Source organism: Dyella sp. BiH032, assembly GCF_031954525.1.
Taxonomy (GTDB): domain Bacteria; phylum Pseudomonadota; class Gammaproteobacteria; order Xanthomonadales; family Rhodanobacteraceae; genus Dyella_D.
Genome location: NZ_CP134867.1, coordinates 1,451,031 through 1,471,781 on the forward strand (window position 1 = coordinate 1,451,031; position 20,751 = coordinate 1,471,781).

Consider the following 20,751-nt stretch of genomic DNA (forward strand, 5'->3'; position numbering starts at 1 on the left):
GCGGGTCATGGCAGGGCTTCCACCACGCCGGGGTCCAGCACCACGGCATCGACGGCGCGGCCGGAACTGTCATTGCGCACGCGCAGGCGGGCGCCGGTATCGCCGCCCCCGAGCGCGACGCCGGAGGCGCGCACCTCGATGCCGTCCAGGCGGGCGATCAGCTGCACGCGGTCGCCCGCACGCACGGTCTGGCGCCCGCCGAACGCGGCCGGCGCCAGCACCGCGCCCGCGCCGAGCGGGCGCGACAGCAGGCGTCCGGCGACCTGGTCCAGGCCGTCGACATAGCCGTAGCCCAGCCGCGTCACGTCGCGCTCCTCGCCGCGCACGTCGGCGGCGGTCACGCCGTCGCCGCGCTGCAGGGGCTTGTTCGCCACCAGCACGGTACGGAATAGCTGGAGCCGCACCGGCACCTGCATCCGCCAGCCGGTGGCCGGACAGCGCACTTCCACGCTCATGCGCGGCGCGGCGCGTGCGCCATCGGGCAGGGCCGCCTGCCAGGCCTGCGGACAGGCCGGTGGCTGGGTCCGTCCGCCCGCGGGATCCGCCGCGGCGACCACCCGGTTGCCCGGCTGGCTGAAATGCTGGAGCAGCCATTGTTCGGCGACGCGCCGCGGCCCGTCCGCCGGCTCGGCAGGCGCTGCCGCCGCCGCGAGCAGCGGCAGCAGCATCAGCAGCCATGGTGGCCGGCGTCGGCTCACGCGTCGGCCTGGGCCAGCAGCTGGCCGAGCTGCTGGTGGATGGATTCGCGCTCGCGCTCGACCCGGTCGGGCAGCTGCGCGGCCTGGTCGGTCTGCCCCTCGCCGAGCAGCCGCACGAAGCTGTCGGCGTGCTCGGACAGGCGCTGCCCCGCTTCGAGCAGCGCGCCGGTGGCCGGATGCCCCGCGTGCTGCTCGCCCAGCCGGGCGAGGGCGTGGTTGAGCGCGGCGGTGTCGAACCAGCGGCGGTCCAGCGCGGCGGGTTCATGCAGGGCCAGCTCCATGGCCTGGCGCAGGCCCTGGATGGACTCGCGCAGGCTCAGGCTGAGACTGGCGACGGACGGGGTATCGGCATGATCCAGCCAGGCCAGGCACAGCCGATGAGAGAGCACTGCGGCGCGGTCCAGCGATTCGGATTGGCGGATCGCCTCGCTGCTGCGGCGTTGCAGCGCGCCCAGTGTGGCTTGCGCGGCGGCGATGCGCGCGTTCTGCGCGTCGCAACCCTGTTGTACGGCGCGCACGCGCGCGGCGATAGCCTGCAGCGATTCGCCCTCGATGCCCAGGGTCCGCGTGGTGAGATCGATGCGGTCCTGGGCCCGCTCCAGGCGCTGCACGCCCTGGCGCACGTCGCCGTCCAACTGCTGCGAGAACTCGCCGATGGTGGCGGTCACCGCCTCGATCTCGTCGGTGGCCTGCGTGGTCTTCTCGGCCAGCTGCTTCACTTCGTCGGCCACGATGGCGAAACCGCGGCCGGCCTCGCCGGCGCGGGCTGCCTCGATGGCGGCATTGAGCGCGACCAGGTTGGTCTGGTGCGCGATCTCCTGCACGGTCGAGGTGAGCTTGCGGATCTGCGCGACTTGTTCGGCGAGCTTGCTCTGGTTGCGGTTCATGGCCGACAGCGCGCTGCGCAGCAGGCGCAGCTGGCCGTCCAGCTCGGTCACAGTATCGGCGCCGTGGCGGTTGTGGGCGCAGGCCTGCGTCACGTCGCCGGCGGCCTGCTGCAGCGCCGTCGAGATCCCGGCACCTTGCTCCGTCAAGCGGCCGACGCTGTCGCGCGCCTCGCCCGTGGCCTTGTGCAGGGCGTCCTGAGCACGCAGCAGGGTCTGGGCGCTGCCCATCACCAGGCTTTGCTGTTCCACTGCCTGCAACGCGACGGCGGCCGGCTCGCGCGGCGCGAGGCGCGCCAGCAGCGGTGCGAGGGCCTGCGCCAGGCGCGGGTGGCGGCGCGAGATTTGCTCGACCTGACGAGCGTCGCCGTCGGCGGCGGCCTGCGCGAGTGCGGCGAGGGGTTTGCTCGGGATCAGGGGCATGGGTGGGGTGGTCCTTGGGTTTACGGGTGTTGCGTTGTCATCGGTCGGGATGGCGCGGAACTTGAGGAAGCAAGGGGTGTGCCACCTGGGAGTGGCGGTGTCGTCGGGGCTCGCGCCCTACGGTCGCCTTGTGGCCAGCCTTGTCTCGCCCCTCGCGGGGCGAGGGTTTCGCTCTCCTGCCGGAGAGCGAGTTACTTCTTCTTGCTTGCCCATCCCCTCAAGGGGGACCACGAGAAGAAGTAACCAAGAAGAAGGGCCCCCTGCGCGGCGCCCTCCGCAGCCTTCGCTGCTGCGGGTGCGTTGAGGGCTGGCCGGGCTTTTCGATCGGGCATCCCTGCCCTGATCGAAAAGGCGGGGACATCCCTGTCCCCGCCCGCCTGCGGCGGCCTGATCGTCCAGCCCTCACCGCCGCGAAGGGAACCCGGCAGATCAAAAGCGAAGAGCAAAAGCTCGCACTAGCTGTGCCTGCCGCGGTACCGCACTTCTCCTTCTCCCCTCCGGGGAGAAGGCGGGATGAGGGGCGGGTGCTCGCCCATACATCTCTAATGCTGCTCGCGGCCTTAAGAACCGCGCGACGCCAGCCATAAAAACCGCGTCAGAATTCCGACTCCCCTTCCGGAAGCGCTCCGCGCCGCGCACCGCAAACCCAAGCCCCACAACGCTTCGCCCCACCCTGGCACGCGTTTTGCCACATGACCCCCGCGGACTTCCCGCGTGGAGTTTCGAGGGTCATGAGCCAGATCAACGACAAGCTGTTCGGCATGCATGCGCAGGCGCTGGGTCTGTGGCAGCGGCGTGCGGAGGTGATCGCCGGAAATCTGGCGAACGCGGATACGCCGGACTACCTCGCGCGCGACGTGGATTTCCGCAAGGCGCTGGCCGAGGCCGGTGGGGACGGGAAGTTGCCGATGGCGGCGACGGCGGCGGGGCATATCGATCCTGCCGTGCAGGCGAACGACACGCTCGCCTATCGCGTGCCGCTGCAACCCACGATGGATGGCAACACGGTCGACACGCAGGTCGAGCAGGCGAACTTCGCCGCCAACAGCGTGCACTACCAGGCCAGCCTTTCCTTCATCACCGCGCAGATCCGCATGCTGCGCACCGCCATCACCGGAGGCCAGGGCTGATGTCGCTCTTCAAGATTTTCGACGTCGCCGGCTCCGGCATGGCCGCGCAGTCACTGCGGCTCAACACCGTGGCCAGCAACCTCGCCAACGCCGATAGCGTGGCCAGTTCGCCGGACGCCGCCTACCGCGCCAAGGAACCGCTCTTCGCCACCGTGCAGCGCAACCTCGCGGCCAAGGGCGAGGAAGGCACGCAAGGCGTGCAGGTGCTCGGCGTCACCGAGAGCCAGGCCGCCATCGAGAGCCGCTACGAGCCGGGCAATCCGCTCGCCGACGGCGACGGCTACGTCTACGCCAGCAACGTCAATCCGGTGGACGAGCTGGTCAACATGATTTCCGCCTCGCGTTCGTACCAGAACAACGTCGAGGTAATGAACAGCACACGCCAGCTCATGCAGAAGACGCTGGACCTCGGCAAGTAAACCATCGAGCGGAACATGGCCGACATCGCGATCAACAACACGAATTCCGCCGCCTCGCAGGCGGTGCAGGGCAGCAAGAGCAGCACGCTGAGCCAGGCGGATTTCCTCAGCCTGCTCACGCAGCAGATGCGCAACCAGGACCCGACCCAGCCGATGGACTCGTCGCAGATGGTCAGCCAGCTGGCGCAGATCGCGCAGGTATCGGCGACGCAATCGCTGCAGACCTCGTTCGACAGCCTCAGCACCGCGCTGCAGGGCAACCAGCTGCTGCAGGCCAGCGACCTGGTGGGGCGCGACGTCACCGTGCCGTCCAATGCGGTCAAGCTCGAAGGCACCGCCGGCATCGATGGCGCGATCAATGTCACCACCGGCGGGCAGACCGCGGCGGTGCAGATCGTCGATAGCGCCGGCAACGTGGTGCGCACGATCAGCCTGGGTACGCCGGACGCGGGGCTCGCCGACTTCCATTGGGACGGCAAGGACGAGCACGGCCAGGCGTTGCCGGAAGGCGCCTACGGCATCAAGGCGCAAGTAGGCACGACCGCCGTGCAGACCTACGTCACCGGCAAGGTGGCCAGCGTGGGCATGGCCGGCGAGCAGGGCGCGTATCTGCAGGTCAACGGTTTCGGCGGCGTCCTGCTTGCGCAGGTCGCGCGCATCGACTGAGTCATCGCGGGCCGGGGCCCGCTCATCTAGCCTCCACAGGGGAGCAGCAGCATGGCATTCAACATCGCACTGAGCGGGCTGAAGGCGGCGTCGTCGGATCTCGAAGTCACCGCCAACAACATCGCCAACACTTCCACTACCGGCTTCAAGGGCTCGCGCGCCGAATTCGCCGAGCTCTACAGCGTGGCCGGCAAGAACCTCAGCTCCACCCAGGTCGGCAGCGGCGTGCGCCTCACCAATGTGGCGCAGCAGTTCACCGCCGGCAATATCGAGAACACCAACAACAGCCTGGACTTCGCCATCAGCGGCGACGGCTTCTTCACCGTGAAGGACGGCAAGGGCCTGTCGTATACACGCGCCGGCGCCTTCCGCCAGGACCCCAACGGCTACGTCACCAACGCCGCGGGCCAGAACCTGCAGGTCTTCCCGCCGAACAACGCCGGCGGCTTCGACACCAGCACCATGACGGACCTGCGGCTGATCACTTCGCAGAATGCGGCCAAGGCCACCAGTAATGTGCAGCTCGCGCTGAACCTGCCGTCCGATGCCACGCCGCCGACCAATGCCTTCGATCCGAAGGACGCCACCAGTTACAACCAGGCCACGCCGTTCACTGCATACGACTCGCTGGGCGCCACCCACAATGGCACGGTGTACTTCGTACGCAACGCCGCGGCCAACACCTGGGACGCGCATCTGTTCGTCGACGGCCAGGACACCGGCGCCGTGCAGCAGCTGAGCTTCACCAGCACCGGTGCGCTGGCGACGCCGGCGGGAGGCAAGCTGACCTTCCCCGCGATCAGTGCGAGTCCGGGCGCAGACCCGATGCAGCTCACCCTGGACGTGACCAAGGCCACCCAGTTCGGCAACAACTATGCGGTCACCTCGATCAGCCAGGACGGTTACCCGACCGGCACGCTGGCGAGTATCGATGTGTCCAGCGACGGCGTGGTGCAGGCCAAGTACTCCAACGGCCAGTCGCAGGCGCTGGGCCAGCTGGCGCTGGCGAACTTCGCCAACCCGCAGGGGCTGCGCCAGCTCGACAACACCAACTGGGCGGCCTCGTACGACTCCGGCACGCCCGTGATGGGTGCGGCGGGTAACGGCACCTTCGGCAACGTGCAGTCCGGCGCGCTGGAAGCGTCCAACACCGCCGACCTCACCGCACAGCTGGTGAACATGATCAAGGCGCAGCGCAACTACCAGGCGAACGCGCAGGTGATCTCCACCGACGACAAGCTCACCCAGACCATCATCAACATCCGCAACTGACGCGCATAACGCGTCATCCCGGCGAACCCCAAGGGGGCAAGTGTCGGGATCCAGTGAGCAATGTCGTGCCGTTGCGGCGACAGCCGTAACGGCACGCAAAGCCGGCTTTCCATCCAGCGAGACTTCCCATGGACCGCTCGATCTACGTAGCCATGACCGGCGCCACGCAAATGATGCGGGCGCAGACCGAAGTGGCGCACAACCTGGCGAACGCCGACACGGTCGGCTTCAAGGCGCAGATGTCCGCGTTCCAGCCGCTGCCGGTGCAGGGGCAGGGACTGGGCTCGCGCATCAACGGCGTGGCGCAGGGCACCGGCTGGGACCTGCGCAGCGGTGCGCAGACCGATACCGGGCGCGCGCTCGACGTGGCGGTGCAAGGCGACGGCTGGCTGGCGGTGCAGACCGCCGATGGCGGCGAAGGCTATACGCGTGCCGGCCAGCTGCAGCTCGACGCCGACGGCGTGCTCACCGACATGCGCGGCAACCCGGTGATGGGCGACGGCGGGCCGATCACGGTACCGGATGCCACGCAGATCAGCATTGGCGCCGACGGCACCGTCTCGGTGGTGCCGAAGGGGCAGGGGCCGGATACGTCGTCGGTGATCGGCAAGCTGAAGCTGGTCAATCCCGCGCCAGACCAGCTGCAGCTGGGCGAGGACGGCCTGATGCATCTGGCGGGCGGCGGCGTGGCGCAGGCCGATCCGGCGGTGACGGTGAAATCCGGCGCGCTCGAATCGAGCAACGTCAATCCATCGCAGACGCTGGTGCAGATGATCCAGCTGTCGCGCCAGTACGAGCTGCAGGTGCGCGCCATCCGCACCGCTGACGACAACGCGCAGTCGGCCACGCGCCTGCTGCAGGTCACCTGATTCCAACTTTCTTGAGCAGCGCCCCGGCGCTGCGCGGAGTGCCAAGCATGTTCTCTTCCCTGTGGGTCGCCAAGACCGGTCTGGATGCGCAGCAGACGCGCATGGACGTAGTTTCCAACAATCTGGCCAACGCCAACACCACTGGCTTCAAGAGCTCGCGCGCCTCGTTCCAGGACCTGATGTACCAGAACGTGCGCCAGCCCGGCGGCCAGACCACCGAGCAGACGCAGGCGCCGTCCGGCCTGATGCTGGGCACCGGCGTGCGCGTGGTCGGCAGCGAGAAGCTGTTCACCCAGGGCAACCTGCAACAGACCGGCAATTCGCTGGACCTGGCCATCGAGGGTCGCGGCTTCCTGCAGGTGACCATGCCCGACGGCACCGTGGCCTACACCCGCGACGGTTCGATGCACCTGGACCAGAACGGCCAGATCGTCACCGCCTCCGGCTACGCGCTGGACCCGGCCATCGTGATCCCGCAGAACGCGCAGAGCGTGACCATCGGCACCGACGGCACGGTGAGCGCGAAGCTGCCGGGGCAGGCCGCGCCGCAGCAGATCGGCACCCTCCAGCTGGCCGACTTCATCAACCCCGCCGGCCTGCAGCCGAGCGGCGACAACCTCTATCTGGAAACCGCCTCCAGCGGCGCGCCGCAGATCGGCCAGCCCGGCCTCAACGGCCTGGGCACGGTGGCGCAGGGTTCGCTGGAAAGCTCGAACGTCAACGTGGTCGAGCAGATGGTGGACATGATCGAAACGCAGCGCACCTACGAGATGAATTCCAAGGCGATCTCCGCCGCGGACTCGATGCTGCAGTTCCTCACCAACAAGACCTGAGCACGGCCATGTCGACACTCCGTTTCCTGCGCCTGTGTGCCGTGCCGTTCCTGCTGGTGCAGCTGGCCGGCTGCGCGATGCCGATGCCGCGCAACGACGAGGCCGCCTGGGCGGCCACGCCGCCGCAGGAGCCGGTGGCCGCGCCGCCCGCCGACGGCGCGATCTACCACGAAGACCGGAACATGGAGCTGTTCAACGACCCGCGCGCGCACCGCGTGGGCGACATCCTCACCATCGCGCTGGTGGAGAGCACGCAGGCAAGCAAGAAAGCCTCGACCAGCACCAGCAAGAAGGACAAGAGCGACCTTGCCGCTCCGACCATCCTGGGCCGCCCGGTCAGCATCGGCGGCACGGACGTGAGCTTCGGCACCAGCGGCGACCGCAGCTTCGACGGCAGCGGCAACAGCAGCCAGAGCAATCAGCTGACCGGTTCGATCACGGTGACCGTGGCGCAGCGGCTTTCCAACGGCAACCTGCTGGTGCGCGGCGAGAAGTGGCTGACCATCAACCAGGGCCAGGAGCTGGTGCGCATCTCAGGCATCGTGCGGCCGCAGGACATCGGGCAGGACAACAGCGTGCCTTCGACGCGGGTGGCGGATGCGCGTATTGCGTATACGGGGCGGGGGACGTTGGCGGATGCGAATACGCAGGGGTGGCTGTCGCGGTTCTTCAGTTCGAAGTGGATGCCGTTCTGATGGTTGCGGGTTCGCTCTCGCGTGTCTCGCCCCTGGGGGGCGAGGGTTTCGCTCTCCTGCCGGAGAGCGAGTTACTTCTCTTTGCTTGCCCAAACAGAAGTAACCAAGAGAAAGGGCATCCTGCCCTGATCGAAAAGGCGGGGACATCCCTGTCCCCGCCCGCCTTCGGCGGCCTGATCGTCCAGCCCTCACCGCCGCGAAGGGAACCCGGGAAGAGCAAAAGCTCGCACGTTGAGCGTTGCGGTTGTTCTTTCTCGCCGCAGTACTTCACTTCTCCTTCTCCCCTCCGGGGAGAAGGCGGGATGAGGGGTGGGTGCTCGCGAAGGCGCTTGTTCGCGCGCGCTGTTCACGGGCGGCCTCTTGGCAAGCCTTCAATCTCTCGCTCCGCCCGGCCCCTCACCCCGACCCTCTCCCCGGAGGGGAGAGGGAGTGCTCCTCGCGTTTCCAGACGTCACGGGTAACTCATATGCGCTCTCGCGTCTTGATCTTCCTTCTCTTATGGCTGTTCGCCAGCGCCCCCGCCCATGCCGACAAGATCCGCGACCTCGCGCAGGTCGCCGGCGTGCGAACGAATCAGCTGATCGGCTATGGCCTGGTCGTGGGCCTGGATGGCAGCGGCGACCAGACCACGCAGGCGCCGTTCACCACGCAGAGTCTGGAGAACATGCTGCAGCAGTTCGGCATCACCGTGCCGGCCAATGTGCGGCCGCAGTTGAAGAACGCGGCGGCGGTGACGATCACCGCCGAGCTGCCGCCGTTCGCCAAGCCGGGCCAGACCATCGATGTGACGGTCGCTTCGATCGGCAACGCCAAGAGCATCCGCGGCGGCGAGCTGCTGATGACGCCGTTGCGCGGCGCGGACGGCAACGTCTACGCGATGGCGCAGGGCAGCGTGGTGGTGGGTGGCATCAGCGCGCAGGGCAAGAGCGGTTCCAGCGTGCAGGTGAACATCTCCGCCAGCGGCCGCGTGCCGAACGGCGCGACGGTGGAGCGCAGTGTCGCGTCCTCGTTCGCGCAGGGCGGCGATCTGATGCTCAACCTCAACACACCGGACTTCACCACCGCCGCGCGCATCGCCGAAGCGGTCAACCGCGCGTACGGTGCCGGTACCGCGCAGGCGGTGGATGGCGGTTCGGTGGCGGTGCGCGGGCCGGCCGACCCGGCGCAGCGCGTGTCCTGGCTGGGGATGATCCAGTCGCTGGACGTGCAGCCCGGCGATGCGCCGGCGCGCGTGGTGGTCAACTCGCGCACGGGCACGGTAGTGATCGGCTCGGAAGTGAAAGTCAGTGCCGCGGCGGTAGCGCACGGTTCCATCCAGGTGACCATCAGCGAGCAGCCGCAGGTGAGCCAGCCGGCGCCCTTCAGCCGCGGCGGCCAGACCGCCGTGGTGCCGAGCAGCACCGTGCAGGTCAGCGAGGACGGTGCGCACATGTTCAAGTTCGGCCCCGGCGTGAGCCTGGACGCGATCGTGCGCGCGGTGAACCAGGTCGGCGCCACACCGACCGATCTCATTTCGATCCTGCAGGCGCTCAAGCAGGCGGGCGCGCTGCACGCGGAACTGGTGGTGATCTGACATGGCGGCGGGCGACGGCATCGTGGGCGCGGCGACGGGCGCACTGAATACCTGGACCGAACTCTCGGGCTTCCAGCAACTGCGCTCGCAGGCGCAGGGCGACGCCAAATCCGCGTTGCCGGCGGTTGCCAAGCAGTTCGAGTCGATCTTCACCCAGATGATGCTCAAGTCCATGCGCGAAGCCGGCTTCGGCGGCGGCGTGGGCGACAGCGAGGCAGGCGACGCCTATCGCGACCTGCTCGATCACCAGCTGTCGCTGAGCCTGTCCAATGGCGGCCACGGCCTGGGCATCGCGCAGATGCTGATGCGGCAGCTCGGCGGCAAGGACGCCTCGTCCGCGCCCGATGCCGCGACGGATGCCTCCTCCTCCTGGCAGAGCACGCTGGACAAGCTTGCGCATGGCGCGGCCACGGCGGCCGGCAAGGTGGCCGAGTGGATGCCTGGTACGGGCGATGCGGTGAACTTCGTGCAGGCGTTGGCACCGCACGCGCAGGCGGCGGCGCAGAAGCTCGGCGTGTCCGTGCGCGCCCTGCTGGCCCAGGCTGCGCTGGAGACCGGCTGGGGCAAGCATCTGCCCGCGCACCACGACGGCAGCACCAGCAACAACCTGTTCGGCATGAAGGCCGGCGGAAGCTGGGGCGGTGACAAGGTCAGCGTGCCCACGCTCGAATACGAAGGCGGCGTCGCCGTGCGGCGGCGCGACCAGTTCCGCGCCTACGGTTCGCCGGGCGATTCCTTCGCCGACTACGCCGACGTGCTGGCGAACAACCCGCGCTACGCCGGTGCGATCGGCAAGGGCGAAGACATCCGCGGCTTCGCCAAGGCCCTGGCCCACGGCGGCTACGCCACGGACCCGGCCTATGCGGCCAAGCTCGAAGCCATCGCCAACAGCCCGGAGATGCGCAAGGGTCTGGAGGCGCTGGCCGCGCTCAAGTCGGACGACGGCTTGCCGTCACAGTTGCCATGACGTGCCCCCCGCTCTGCATGAACCGCATCCCATGAACCGCACCGACACGAGGACCGCCATCCATGGCTGACCTGCTTTCCACCGGCGTCTCGGGCCTGCTGGCCTCGCAGATCGGCCTCAGCACCGTCAGCCACAACGTGGCCAACGTCAACACCGACGGCTATAGCCGGCAGACCGTGCAGTTCGTCGCGCGCCCGGCGCAGCAACTGGCGAACTTCTACGTGGGCACCGGCGTGAACACGGTCGCAGTGCAGCGTGCCTATAGCCAGTACCTCAACACGGCACTGTGGACCGCCTCGTCGGACCAGAGCCGCGCGGCGACGTACCAGAGCCTCACTTCGCAGATCAACAACCAGCTTTCCGGCAGCACCAACCTGCAGACCTCGCTGGATGCGTTCTACGGTGCGCTCGGCGACGTCGCCAATGCGCCGGCCGATTCCTCCGCGCGCGGCGTGCTGCTGGCCCGTGCCGGCGCGCTGAGCAGCACCTTCCAGGCGCTGTCCAGCCAGTTCAATCAGCTTAGCGGTCAGGTGCAGCGGCAGATCAGCGACACGGTCGATTCGATCAACAGCGACAGCGCGTCCATCGCCAAGCTCAACGAGCAGATCCGCACGGCATATGCCAGTGGCAAGAGCGAACCGTCCGACCTGCTGGACCAGCGCGACGCGCTGATCAAGAAGCTCTCCGGTGAAGTGGGCGCCACCGTGGTGCAGCAGGACGACCACACGGTGAGCATCTTCGTCGGCAACGGCCAGGCCCTGGTCAACGGCGCCAACAGCTACCAGCTCGCCACGGCGCCCAATGCCTACGACCCGACCCGGATGGAGATCACCGGCAAGGACAGCGGCATCGTGCTGACCGGCCAGGTCGGCGGCGGCTCGCTCGGCGCGCTGCTGGACTTCCGCAGCAACGTGCTCGATCCGGCACAGAACCAGCTCGGCCGTGCCGCGGTGGCGATGGCCAGCGCCTTCAATGCCCAGCATGCGCAGGGCATGGACCTCAACGGCGCGATGGGCGGCACCTTCTTCAACGTCGGCGCGCCGCGCGTACTGACCAGCTCCGCCAACCAGGGCAGCGGCACGGTGAGTGCCGGCATCTCCGACGTCGGCGCGTTGACCACCAAGGACTACGTGCTGCGCTACGACGGCAGCGCCTGGAGCCTGCGCGATACGGCCGGCAACGCCGTGCCGATGAGCGGTACCGGCACCGCGGCCGATCCGTTCAAGGCCGACGGCCTGAGCCTGGTCGTCGGCGGTACGGCGAGCGCGGGCGACAGCTTCCAGATCCAGCCGACCGCGCAGGCCGCGGCCGGCTTCGGCGTAGCCATCACCGACCCGAACAAGATCGCGGCGGCCGCGCCGCTGGTCGCCTCGGCCGGCTCGGCCAACAAAGGCACCGCCAGCGTCGGCGGCATCGCGGTCGCCGATCCGTCGAACGCGGCTCTGCTCGGCACGGCCAGCATCGTGTTCACCTCGCCGACTACCTACACGATCAATGGCGGCGCGGCGCAGACCTACACGCCGGGCCAGCCGATCAGCGCCAATGGCTGGAGCCTGACGCTCAACGGCACGCCGGCGGCGAACGACAGTTTCACGCTGAAGGCCAACGCCAATGCGCGCGGCGACAATGCCAACGCGCTGGCCCTGGGCAAGGTCGCCAACCTCGGCGTGCTCGACAACGGCGCCACTAGCGTGGGTCGCGCCTATGGCCTGCTGACCAGCCAGGTCGGCAGCGCCGGTTCGCTGGCGAAGGACGCGCTGAGCACGCAGAACGCCGTGTACCAGCAGGCGCTGCAGTCCCAGCAGGGCGTGTCGGGCGTGAACATCGACGAGGAGGCGGCCAGCCTGGTGCGTTACCAGCAGGCCTATCAGGCCTCCGCGCAGGTGATTTCCACCGCCAGCCAGATCTTCAACGCGCTGCTCAGCGCCGTGCAGAATTGAGGGTTCGAACGATGAGAATCTCCACCAGCTGGATGGCACAGCAGTCGGTCAACAGCATGCTCGACGGGCAGGCCAATCTGTCGGACCTGCAGAACCGCATCAATAGCGGCAAGCGCATCAACCAGCCTTCGGACGATCCGGTCGGCGCGGCGCGCGCGCTCGAGTTGTCGCACATGACCGCGGACGTGGCGCAGTACCAGCGCAACATCACTGCGGCCAATGCGCGCCTCGGCCTGGAGGACCAGGCCCTGTCGACGTCCTCGGACGCGTTGACCCGCGTGCGCACCCTGACGCTGCAGGCCATCAACGGCAGCCAGACCGACGAGACCCGCGCCGACATCGCCGCCGAGCTGACCCAGATCCGCACCCAGCTGATGGGCCTGGCCAACGGCAAGGACGGCAACGGCGACTTCCTGTTCGCCGGCAACCAGGTCGGCGCGCAGCCGTTCGCGATGCAGGGCGGCACTGTGGTCTACGCCGGCGACGACGGCCAGCGCATGGTCGCCGCGGGCCCCGGCATGCAGGTGGCCACCGGCGACCCGGGTTCGGCCGTGTTCATGAACATCCCCGCCGGCAACGGCACCTTCCAGGTGTCCGCCGGCGCGGGCAATACCGGCACCGCGGTGGCCGGCACCCTCAGCGTCACCGATCGCACCCAATGGGACAACGGCAGCTACACCATCGCCTTCACCTCGCCCACGGCCTACGAAGTGGGCGATGCCGGCAACAATGTGGTAAGCAGCGGCTCCTACGCCAACGACGGCAATGCCGTGGTGGCTTTCCGCGGCGTGCAGATCGCGGTCAGCGGCACGCCCGCGGCGGGCGACAGCTTCAGCGTCGGGCCTTCGGGCAAGCAGGACATCTTCACCACGCTGGGCAACATCATCGATGCGCTGCACACCGTGGGCGGCGGCACCGCGATGCGCAACACGCTCAACCAGCAGTTCTCCAATCTCGACCAGGCGATCGGCACGCTGACGCAGACGCGCGCGGCCATCGGCGGGCGCATGAATGCGCTGGACCAGCAGCAATCGCTCAACGGCGACCTCTCGCTGCAGTACCAGACCTCGCTGTCGGACGTGCAGGACCTCGATTACTACGACGCCATCAGCAAGCTCAATCTGCAGAACACCGCGCTGCAGGCAGCTCAGATGACGTATACCAAGGTGCAGGGCTCGACTCTGTTCGATTATCTGAGGTGAATGGGGCGAAGGGCTTGACCGGCCCGTCGCCCGGAGAAGGCGCGGAGCGGCCTTTCGCGAGCGCCGTCACAGGAAAACCCCTTACTACTCATGAGCTCTCAAGTTCTTCCAGCCCGGGCCGAAACAGTGACTGAGGCGGCGATGTTCCAGCAGGAATCCCGCTGAGACCACAATCGCCGGCCCATCGTCGGCTTGAAGACCCGATACGGAGTGAATTCCCATGGTCATGAGCGTCACCACCAACATCAGCTCGCTGAATGCCCAGAACAACCTGGCCAAGACGCAGAGCAAGCTGAGCACGGCGATCGAGCGTCTGTCGTCTGGCATGCGTATCAACAGCGCGAAGGACGATGCTGCCGGCCTCGCCATCTCCACCCGCTTCACCACGCAGATCAACGGCCTGAACCAGGCGGTCCGCAACGCCAACGACGGTATCTCGATGGCGCAGACCACCGAGTCCGCCCTGGACGAAGTGACCAACAACCTGCAGCGCATCCGCGAGCTGGCCGTGCAGTCGGCCACCGGCTCCAACTCGACCACCGACCGCGCCGCGCTCGACAAGGAAGTGCAGCAGCGTCTGGCCGAAGTGACCCGTATCGCGCAGCAGACCAACTTCAACGGCACCAAGGTGCTGGACGGCAGCGCCGGCACGGTGTCCTTCCAGGTCGGCGCCAACGTCGGCGAGACCATCAGCGTCGACTTCAGCGTCGGCATGAAGACCAACCAGGTCGGCCAGGTCGACACCGCCGCGGTGACCGCCAGCGGCACGGCTCCGACCTATCCGCTGACCCTTGCCGCCGACCAGACGGTGAAGATCGGTACCTCGAACATCACGCTGAAGAGCGGCACCGTGTTCAACAGCGCGACGGACGTGACCAACGCCCTTAACGCCGGCTTCAAGGACGCGGGCGTGGACGCGCAGGCCTCGGCCGATGCCACCGGCACGATTTCGGTCGCCGCGTTCGGCGCCGACGTCGACGCCTCCGGCGCCACCGCCCTGGGCTTCGCCGCGGCCGACAAGGCCACGCATGCCCTCGACGCCAAGCACCTGTCGGACGCCTCGGTGTCCACGGTGTCCGGCGCCAACGACGCCATCCGCCGCGTCGACTCCGCCCTGCAGGCGGTGAGCGACCTGCGTTCCAACCTCGGCGCGGTGCAGAACCGCTTCGAGTCCACCATCTCCAACCTGCAGACCATTTCGCAGAACCTGTCGTCGTCGCGCAGCCAGATCCAGGATGCCGACTTCGCCTCGGAGACCGCGAACATGTCCAGCGCGAACATCCTGCAGCAGGCCGGCGTGTCGGTGCTGGCCCAGGCCAACTCCAGCCAGCAGAGCGTGCTCAAGCTGCTGCAGTAACCGTGACCACGGACGGCCGCGCCACCAGCGCGGCCGTCCTTCTTCCCTAAGGACTGCGAAACACCATGGCGATCACGACCTCTTCCACCACCTCTTCCACGGGCGGCACCCTCACCGCCGCCGGCATCGGTTCGGGATTGGACGTGAACGGCCTGGTCAGCCAGCTGGTGGCGGCCCGCAAGAAACCGCAGCAGGACCAGATCGACTCCCAGACCAGCACGGCGAAGACGCAGATCTCCGCGCTGGGGCAGGTCAGCTCGGCGCTTTCCGCGCTGCAGACCGCCTTGAAGAGCCTGAGCGACGGCACCGCTTTCCAGACCCGCAAGGCCGCGACCAGCGATGCCAGCGTGTTCAGCGTGACCTCGACCACGGCGGCGGTGAACGGCAGTTACAACCTCAACGTCACCCAGCTCGCCACGGCATTGAAGGTGCAGTCCGGCGCAGTCGCCAGCAGCGACGCTGCCGTCGGCACCGGCACGCTCACCATCGCGGTGGGCGGCAAGTCGATGAGCATCGACGTCGGCAGCGACGGTTCGTCGCTGGCGCAGATCCGCGATGCGATCAACAAGAACAGCAACAACCCCGGCTTCACCGCCACCATCGTGACCGGCACGGACGGCGCGCATCTGGTGCTCAGCAGCACCGCGACCGGCCAGGCCAACGCGTTCACGGTGAGCAGCAGCGGCGGCGACGGCGGCCTGGCCAAGCTCAACTACGACCCGGCTTCCAGCAGCAATGGCATGACGGTGGTCAATGCCGCGCAGGACGCCAAATTCACCATCGACGGCATGGCCGCGACCAGCGCCAGCAATACGGTGACCGGCGCCATCGACGGCATCACGCTGAACCTGTGGAAGCAGGGCACGGCCACGCTGACGGTGAGCAGCGACAACACCGCGGCGTCGACCGCCGTCAGCAACCTGGTCACGGCCTATAACAACTTCGTGGGCGTCTATCAGTCGCTCACCGCCTACGACCCGAGCGGCACCAATACCGGTGCGCTGATCGGCGACGCCACGCTCAATACGATCAAGAGCACGCTGTCGACCATCATGAGCGGCCCGGGCGGCAACGGCGCGATGCTCAACTCGATTGGCATCACGCTGCAGGTGGACGGCACCCTGAAGCTCGACAGCGGTGCGCTCAGCACGGCGTTGAGCAGCGGCAGCGCCAACGTGAGCGGCATCTTCGCCGGCGACAACGGGCTGGCCACCAAGCTCAACAGCCCGCTTTCCGACTGGACCGCGTCCAGCGGCGTGCTGACCACGCGCACCAACAATCTCAACCAGCAGCTGAAAGACCTCAGTGCCCGGCAGGACAGCCTCAACGCCAGCATGGATGCGCTCACCACGCGCTACACCAAGCAGTTCACCGCGCTGGACACGATGCTGACCAAGCTCAACAACACCAGCAGCTACTTGACGCAGCAGTTCGACGCGCTCAACAACAGCAAGAAATAAGCGAGGAGCCAGACGATGGGTTTCGGATACGGCGCTGGCGCCTACCAGCAGGTCCGCTCGCACGGCGCGGTGGAAACCGCCGATGCGCACGGGCTGATCACCATGCTGATGGACGGCGCGATCGAACGCCTCACCAAAGCGCGCGGACACATGCTGCGCGGCGAGACGGCCGCCAAGGGCGAGCTGATCTCTCGCTGCATGGACATTGTCAGCGAACTGCGCGGCAGCCTCGACCCCAAGGTGGAATCGCCGCTGGTCGGCCAGCTCGGCGCGCTCTACGACTACATGGGGCATCGCCTGCTGCACGCCAATCTGCATAACGATCCGCGCGCGCTGGACGAAGTCGCGGATCTGCTCCAGACCTTGCGCGACGCCTGGGTACGCATCCCGCTCGATGCGCGCCAGCCTGCGCGCCCGGCGGCCGCGCCATGAACCTCCGCCTGGAACAGGCAGTGGGACTGAGCCGCGCCATGCTGGCCGCGGCCGGGGAGGGCGATTGGGAAGCGCTCGCGCGCCTGCAGGACGAACGCGAGCGGCTGCTCGAACTGGCACCGCCCGCCGGGCCCGGCGACGAAGCCGTGCTCGGCACGCTGATCGATTGCAACCGCCAGCTCTGCGAAGTCGTCGCGCGCGAACGCGACAAGGCGGCGCAGGAATGGCAGGCAGCGCAGGGGCGGTCGCACGCCATCGCCGCCTATCTGCGCGGCTGATCCCGCACTGCAGAAGGCGGCGACGCCGATCGCCGGCGTCCAGGCCGGCGTCCGCGCGCTCAGCGCCCGCCAGTCCTCGCGTCCGATTCGCTATGCTCCGTCCCGCCCGCCCCTCAGGAGACCGCCATGAATGCCAGCGCCTGGGATGAATTTCAGCAACGGCTCGCCTGCGACGGCGACTGGCTGGTCGAGTCCGAACCCCTGGTCCTTCCGCTGGACGGACGCGTGGCCGCCGGCTACATCGAGCGGAATCTGTCGGCGCTGGGCATGCTGGATGCGCTGGAGGAGCGGGCGGCCGACCTGCCCGATGATGACGATCCCATCGTGCTGGAAATGGCGCGGCTGGATGCCAAGCTCACGGCCCTGGTCCACATCATCAACCGCGTGCTGATTCCCGACGCACTGACGCGCCCCCGCCATCCCCTGCGCTTCAACGCCGTCGGCGCGCTGCTGCCGCCCGAGCTGGCGCCGGCCGGTGCGGCCTTGCTGCTGCGCATCCGTCTGGACGGCTGTCCCAGCCTGCCGCTGGAGCTGCCCGCCAGCGTGGAGCGGCGATTGCCCAATGGCCGCGTATTTGTCACGTTTGAAACCATCTCCGAGGCGCTCCGTGAAGACCTGGAGCGTCTGGTTTTTCGTCATCACCGACGCAGAGTGGCAGTCACGCGTCAGGGTCACGTGCCAACAACGTGAATGGGCTCGGTTTGTCAGTGTGATGCATCTCACAAAACTGCGAAGTTCCGAGTTCAGTTTTTGACGCGTCTGACACTTGGCATGTGCGCCAGCCCGCGCCACGGAATGCGTCAGCTTCCGTTCACTTAGCGCCGGCCTCTCAACGGTTTAAGTCACCTCGTCGACGTCGCCAGGCCGCCCCGCGGATACGCCCGGAGTCGGAAAACCGACCTCGTCCATGGCACGCGTCATGGACCTGCCACGGCGTTGGCCCCGATCTTGCGTATGGCCATGAGGCGTCAGCGACGGACCGTTGACGCTCCGGCGAAGCAGCAGAACGAGTGAGGGGGTTTGCGTGCAAAACGAAGTCCAAGACATCGACATACTGGTCATCGAAGCGGATGCCGCCCGGGCGGAAACCATGGGGTCGGCGCTGCAGTTTCTGGGGTATCGACCGCACCTCGCCGGGAGCGACGTGCTGGACGGTGACAAGGACTGGTGCGCGATCTATATCGGCGACGTGGTGGACCTCGACGACTTCCAGCGCCAGCTCGACACGCTGGGCGAACAGGCGCTGCATCTTCCGCTGTTGGTGGCGGCCGATTCGCCGCTCGCCGCGCAGCTGCCCGGCGCGCTGCCGGGGTCGCGCAACCGCGCGGTGGAGCTGTTGTCCTTCCCGCTGCGCTACGAGCAGATGCTCGACGCGCTGCGTCGCCTCGCCAGCCCGGCCAGGCTCGGTTTCAAGGCCATGAACGCCGGTTCGGCGGTGCATCGCATCGTCGGCGGCTCCAATGCGCTCGGCCGCGTGAACGCGCTGATCCGCCAGGTCGCGCCGTTCGACTCGACCGTGCTGGTACTTGGCGAATCCGGTACCGGCAAGGAGATGGTGGCGCGTGCCATTCACGAATCCTCGCAGCGTCGCGACAAGCCGTTCATCGCGATCAACTGCGGCGCCATTCCGGCCGAGTTGCTGGAAAGCGAACTGTTCGGCCATGAGAAGGGCGCGTTCACCGGTGCGATCAGCGCACGCAAGGGCCGATTCGAACTCGCCGAAGGCGGCACGCTGTTCCTCGACGAGATCGGCGACATGAGCCTGCCGATGCAGGTGAAGCTGCTGCGCGTGCTGCAGGAGCGTGTGTTCGAGCGCGTCGGCGGCAACCGCACTCAGCGCTGCGACGTGCGCATCATCGCGGCCACGCACCGCAACCTGGAACAGGCCATCGCCGACGGCCGTTTCCGTGAAGACCTGTATTACCGCCTCAGCGTGTTCCCGCTGGAGATGCCGCCGCTGCGCGAGCACCTGGAAGACCTGCCGGAGTTGATCGCCGAGTTCAACCAGCGCCTGCTGCGCCGCGGCCTGAGCGGCGTGCGCTTTAGCGCCAGTGCCATGAACGCGCTGCGCGGCCACAGCTGGCCGGGCAACGTGCGCGAGCTGTGCAATCTGGTGGAGCGCATGGCGATCCTGTATCCCTCCTGCGAGGTGCGCGCGAGCGACCTGCCGGAGAAGTACCGCGGCGTGCCGGCCGGCGAGGAAGTGACGGGTGCCGCCCTGCTGGCGGTGATGGAAGGCCGCGCGCCGATCCCGGCGGCGGCCTCCGTGGCCCACGAGGTATCGTCACCAGCGGTGCTGCCGGAGGGCGGGCTGGATTTGAAGGATCACCTGTCCGATATCGAGGTGGGGCTGATCCGCCAGGCGCTGGATGCGACGGGTGGGGTGGTCGCGCACGCGGCGAAGTTGTTGCGGATGCAGCGGACAACGTTGGTGGAGAAGTTGCGGAAGTATGGGTTGCAGGCGGGGTTGCAGGTGCCTTGAGTGGGATTCCGCTGCGCGGGGATTTTGGCCCTTTTCTCCGCGCAGATTTTTGTTTGTGGTGGGGTTTGGTGTGGTGTTGGCACTAAGCCGTGGTTCGGTGATCTGGCCGCTTATGCGGCGGGTGTATTGATGCCTTCCGGCTGTGGGGTTGGTTCTTTGTGGTTTGCACTAAGCCGTGGTTCGGCGACCTGGCCGCTTATGCAGCGGGCATGTCGGACGCCTGCCGGCGCCCGAGTTACTTTCTCTTTGCTGGCCCAACCCCCTCAAGGGGGGGCTCGAGAGAAAGTAACCAAAGAGAAATGGCCTGAAGTCAAAGGCTCGCGGCGGGGGTTGGCAGAGCACGGTGTGTTTATTTACTTTGCTGGACCGCGCGACTCGAAGGGGTACTGAGGTACGTGGAGGGGACGTCGAGGCGCCGTGGCGGAGAGGACGGGGAGCGTAGCGTCGGCTCTTGGTGTTCTAGCGATAGCAGCGCACTTCTCCCTCTCCCCTCCGGGGAGAGGGCGGGGTGAGGGGACCTACGGAGCGGGGATTTTGTTCGTTCTTCATGCCTACTGTCCGCTGCTCAGAGAACCCAGCTTCTGCCACGCCTTCGCACTTCCTCTCGCAGCAAGCCGCGCGTACATAGTTTTTGCTTCGACTTTTAAAGCCACTTCCGCTCTAGCCACGCTCCCGCGAGCACCCGCCCCTCATCCCGCCTTCTCCCCGGCGGGGAGAAGGAGAAGTGGGGTGCTATCGCGAGAAGCAAAAAGCACACGTACCGCTCCCCCTCCTCTCCGCTTCGGCGCCTCGAAGTCCCCTCCACGCCCCTCAGTCCCCCTTCGAGTCGCGCGGTCCAGCAAAGTAAGAAAACACACCGTGCTCTGCCAACCCCCGCCGCGAGCCTTTGACCTTAGGCCATTTCTCTTTGGTTACTTTCTCTCGAGGCCCCCCTTGAGGGGGTTGGGCCAGCAAAGAGAAAGTAACTCGGGCGCCGGCAGGCGTCCGACATGCCCGCTGCATAAGCGGCCAGATCACCGAACCACGACTTAGTGCCACCGCCACACCTTCAGCGCCAACCACGAACAATCTATCTCGCCCGCCAACAGGTCAAAAAAAAACCCACGGCACAGGCGACCGCAAGGCGCGCAGCGCAACCACCCATCCTGAAAGAGAGGGATGGCACGCCTCG

19 protein-coding genes are annotated in these 20,751 nt (G+C 67.5%); 17 read left to right on the forward strand and 2 right to left on the reverse strand.

Annotated features, from left to right (window positions below; genetic code table 11):
- Window positions 1-5: 5 nt before the first annotated feature.
- Both flgA and RKE25_RS06300 read right to left on the reverse strand, forming a co-directional pair.
- Window positions 6-698 carry a flagellar basal body P-ring formation chaperone FlgA gene (gene flgA, locus RKE25_RS06295; protein WP_311841400.1) on the reverse strand — a complete coding sequence of 231 codons (693 nt, stop codon included), beginning with the start codon at window positions 696-698 and terminating at the stop codon, window positions 6-8.
- Window positions 695-2,005 (reverse strand): methyl-accepting chemotaxis protein, encoded by a 1,311-nt coding sequence (locus RKE25_RS06300; protein ID WP_311841401.1) that lies wholly within the window; start codon window positions 2,003-2,005, stop codon window positions 695-697. Before RKE25_RS06300 ends, flgA begins: the two co-directional genes overlap by 4 nt.
- Window positions 2,006-2,736: 731 nt before the next feature.
- On the opposite strand from RKE25_RS06300, the gene flgB reads away from it, so the two are divergent.
- The 17 genes from flgB (at window position 2,737) to RKE25_RS06385 (ending at window position 19,580) form a co-directional block, all read left to right on the forward strand.
- Window positions 2,737-3,135 carry a flagellar basal body rod protein FlgB gene (gene flgB, locus RKE25_RS06305; RefSeq protein ID WP_311841402.1) on the forward strand — a complete coding sequence of 133 codons (399 nt, stop codon included), beginning with the start codon at window positions 2,737-2,739 and terminating at the stop codon, window positions 3,133-3,135.
- Complete coding sequence (gene flgC / locus RKE25_RS06310; RefSeq protein WP_311841403.1) at window positions 3,135-3,554, forward strand: flagellar basal body rod protein FlgC; 420 nt, start codon at window positions 3,135-3,137, stop codon at window positions 3,552-3,554. The genes flgB and flgC overlap by 1 nt, the downstream gene beginning before the upstream one ends.
- 15 nt (window positions 3,555-3,569) lie before the next feature.
- On the forward strand, window positions 3,570-4,220 hold the full coding sequence (locus RKE25_RS06315; protein ID WP_311841404.1) for a flagellar hook capping FlgD N-terminal domain-containing protein: 651 nt from the start codon (window positions 3,570-3,572) through the stop codon (window positions 4,218-4,220).
- A 51-nt stretch (window positions 4,221-4,271) separates the two neighbouring features.
- Entirely contained in the window at window positions 4,272-5,492 is a 1,221-nt protein-coding gene (flgE, locus tag RKE25_RS06320) for a flagellar hook protein FlgE (RefSeq protein ID WP_311841405.1), read from the forward strand.
- A 128-nt stretch (window positions 5,493-5,620) separates the two neighbouring features.
- Window positions 5,621-6,361 (forward strand): flagellar basal-body rod protein FlgF, encoded by a 741-nt coding sequence (flgF, locus tag RKE25_RS06325; protein ID WP_311841406.1) that lies wholly within the window; start codon window positions 5,621-5,623, stop codon window positions 6,359-6,361.
- Between the two features lie 47 nt (window positions 6,362-6,408).
- Window positions 6,409-7,194 (forward strand): flagellar basal-body rod protein FlgG, encoded by a 786-nt coding sequence (gene flgG / locus RKE25_RS06330; RefSeq protein WP_311841407.1) that lies wholly within the window; start codon window positions 6,409-6,411, stop codon window positions 7,192-7,194.
- 8 nt (window positions 7,195-7,202) lie between these two features.
- Entirely contained in the window at window positions 7,203-7,889 is a 687-nt protein-coding gene (gene flgH / locus RKE25_RS06335) for a flagellar basal body L-ring protein FlgH (RefSeq protein WP_311841408.1), read from the forward strand.
- A 466-nt stretch (window positions 7,890-8,355) separates the two neighbouring features.
- Window positions 8,356-9,462, forward strand: coding sequence for a flagellar basal body P-ring protein FlgI (locus RKE25_RS06340; protein ID WP_311841409.1), 1,107 nt, complete (start codon window positions 8,356-8,358; stop codon window positions 9,460-9,462).
- A gap of 1 nt (window position 9,463) precedes the next feature.
- A complete protein-coding gene (flgJ, locus tag RKE25_RS06345; RefSeq protein WP_311841410.1) occupies window positions 9,464-10,429 on the forward strand; it encodes a flagellar assembly peptidoglycan hydrolase FlgJ in 966 nt (321 codons plus the stop codon).
- 62 nt (window positions 10,430-10,491) lie between these two features.
- Window positions 10,492-12,369 carry a flagellar hook-associated protein FlgK gene (gene flgK / locus RKE25_RS06350; RefSeq protein ID WP_311841411.1) on the forward strand — a complete coding sequence of 626 codons (1,878 nt, stop codon included), beginning with the start codon at window positions 10,492-10,494 and terminating at the stop codon, window positions 12,367-12,369.
- 11 nt (window positions 12,370-12,380) lie between these two features.
- A complete protein-coding gene (gene flgL / locus RKE25_RS06355; RefSeq protein WP_311841412.1) occupies window positions 12,381-13,571 on the forward strand; it encodes a flagellar hook-associated protein FlgL in 1,191 nt (396 codons plus the stop codon).
- Between the two features lie 220 nt (window positions 13,572-13,791).
- A complete protein-coding gene (locus tag RKE25_RS06360) occupies window positions 13,792-14,928 on the forward strand; it encodes a flagellin (RefSeq protein ID WP_311841413.1) in 1,137 nt (378 codons plus the stop codon).
- Between the two features lie 65 nt (window positions 14,929-14,993).
- On the forward strand, window positions 14,994-16,388 hold the full coding sequence (gene fliD, locus RKE25_RS06365) for a flagellar filament capping protein FliD (protein ID WP_311841414.1): 1,395 nt from the start codon (window positions 14,994-14,996) through the stop codon (window positions 16,386-16,388).
- A 15-nt stretch (window positions 16,389-16,403) separates the two neighbouring features.
- Window positions 16,404-16,820: a flagellar export chaperone FliS gene (gene fliS, locus RKE25_RS06370; RefSeq protein WP_311841415.1), complete on the forward strand. Its 417-nt coding sequence runs from the start codon at window positions 16,404-16,406 to the stop codon at window positions 16,818-16,820.
- Window positions 16,817-17,098, forward strand: coding sequence for a flagellar protein FliT (locus RKE25_RS06375; RefSeq protein WP_311841416.1), 282 nt, complete (start codon window positions 16,817-16,819; stop codon window positions 17,096-17,098). Before fliS ends, RKE25_RS06375 begins: the two co-directional genes overlap by 4 nt.
- 126 nt (window positions 17,099-17,224) lie before the next feature.
- Window positions 17,225-17,788 carry a PilZ domain-containing protein gene (locus tag RKE25_RS06380; RefSeq protein ID WP_311841417.1) on the forward strand — a complete coding sequence of 188 codons (564 nt, stop codon included), beginning with the start codon at window positions 17,225-17,227 and terminating at the stop codon, window positions 17,786-17,788.
- Window positions 17,789-18,188: 400 nt separating this feature from the next.
- Window positions 18,189-19,580, forward strand: a complete 1,392-nt coding sequence (locus RKE25_RS06385; protein WP_311842347.1) for a sigma-54 dependent transcriptional regulator — start codon at window positions 18,189-18,191, stop codon at window positions 19,578-19,580.
- Window positions 19,581-20,751: the final 1,171 nt, after the last annotated feature.

Coding starts and splice junctions, on each gene's coding strand:
- flgK (WP_311841411.1), top strand. CDS start 10,492: ATGGCTGACCTGCTTTCCACCGGCGTCTCGGGCCTGCTGGCCTCGCAG.
- flgG (WP_311841407.1), top strand. CDS start 6,409: ATGTTCTCTTCCCTGTGGGTCGCCAAGACCGGTCTGGATGCGCAGCAG.
- flgC (WP_311841403.1), top strand. CDS start 3,135: ATGTCGCTCTTCAAGATTTTCGACGTCGCCGGCTCCGGCATGGCCGCG.
- flgH (WP_311841408.1), top strand. CDS start 7,203: ATGTCGACACTCCGTTTCCTGCGCCTGTGTGCCGTGCCGTTCCTGCTG.
- RKE25_RS06385 (WP_311842347.1), top strand. CDS start 18,189: ATGGGGTCGGCGCTGCAGTTTCTGGGGTATCGACCGCACCTCGCCGGG.
- RKE25_RS06340 (WP_311841409.1), top strand. CDS start 8,356: ATGCGCTCTCGCGTCTTGATCTTCCTTCTCTTATGGCTGTTCGCCAGC.
- RKE25_RS06375 (WP_311841416.1), top strand. CDS start 16,817: ATGAACCTCCGCCTGGAACAGGCAGTGGGACTGAGCCGCGCCATGCTG.
- flgJ (WP_311841410.1), top strand. CDS start 9,464: ATGGCGGCGGGCGACGGCATCGTGGGCGCGGCGACGGGCGCACTGAAT.
- RKE25_RS06380 (WP_311841417.1), top strand. CDS start 17,225: ATGAATGCCAGCGCCTGGGATGAATTTCAGCAACGGCTCGCCTGCGAC.
- RKE25_RS06300 (WP_311841401.1), bottom strand. CDS start 2,005: ATGCCCCTGATCCCGAGCAAACCCCTCGCCGCACTCGCGCAGGCCGCC.
- flgB (WP_311841402.1), top strand. CDS start 2,737: ATGAGCCAGATCAACGACAAGCTGTTCGGCATGCATGCGCAGGCGCTG.
- flgE (WP_311841405.1), top strand. CDS start 4,272: ATGGCATTCAACATCGCACTGAGCGGGCTGAAGGCGGCGTCGTCGGAT.
- fliD (WP_311841414.1), top strand. CDS start 14,994: ATGGCGATCACGACCTCTTCCACCACCTCTTCCACGGGCGGCACCCTC.
- flgF (WP_311841406.1), top strand. CDS start 5,621: ATGGACCGCTCGATCTACGTAGCCATGACCGGCGCCACGCAAATGATG.
- fliS (WP_311841415.1), top strand. CDS start 16,404: ATGGGTTTCGGATACGGCGCTGGCGCCTACCAGCAGGTCCGCTCGCAC.
- RKE25_RS06315 (WP_311841404.1), top strand. CDS start 3,570: ATGGCCGACATCGCGATCAACAACACGAATTCCGCCGCCTCGCAGGCG.
- RKE25_RS06360 (WP_311841413.1), top strand. CDS start 13,792: ATGGTCATGAGCGTCACCACCAACATCAGCTCGCTGAATGCCCAGAAC.
- flgL (WP_311841412.1), top strand. CDS start 12,381: ATGAGAATCTCCACCAGCTGGATGGCACAGCAGTCGGTCAACAGCATG.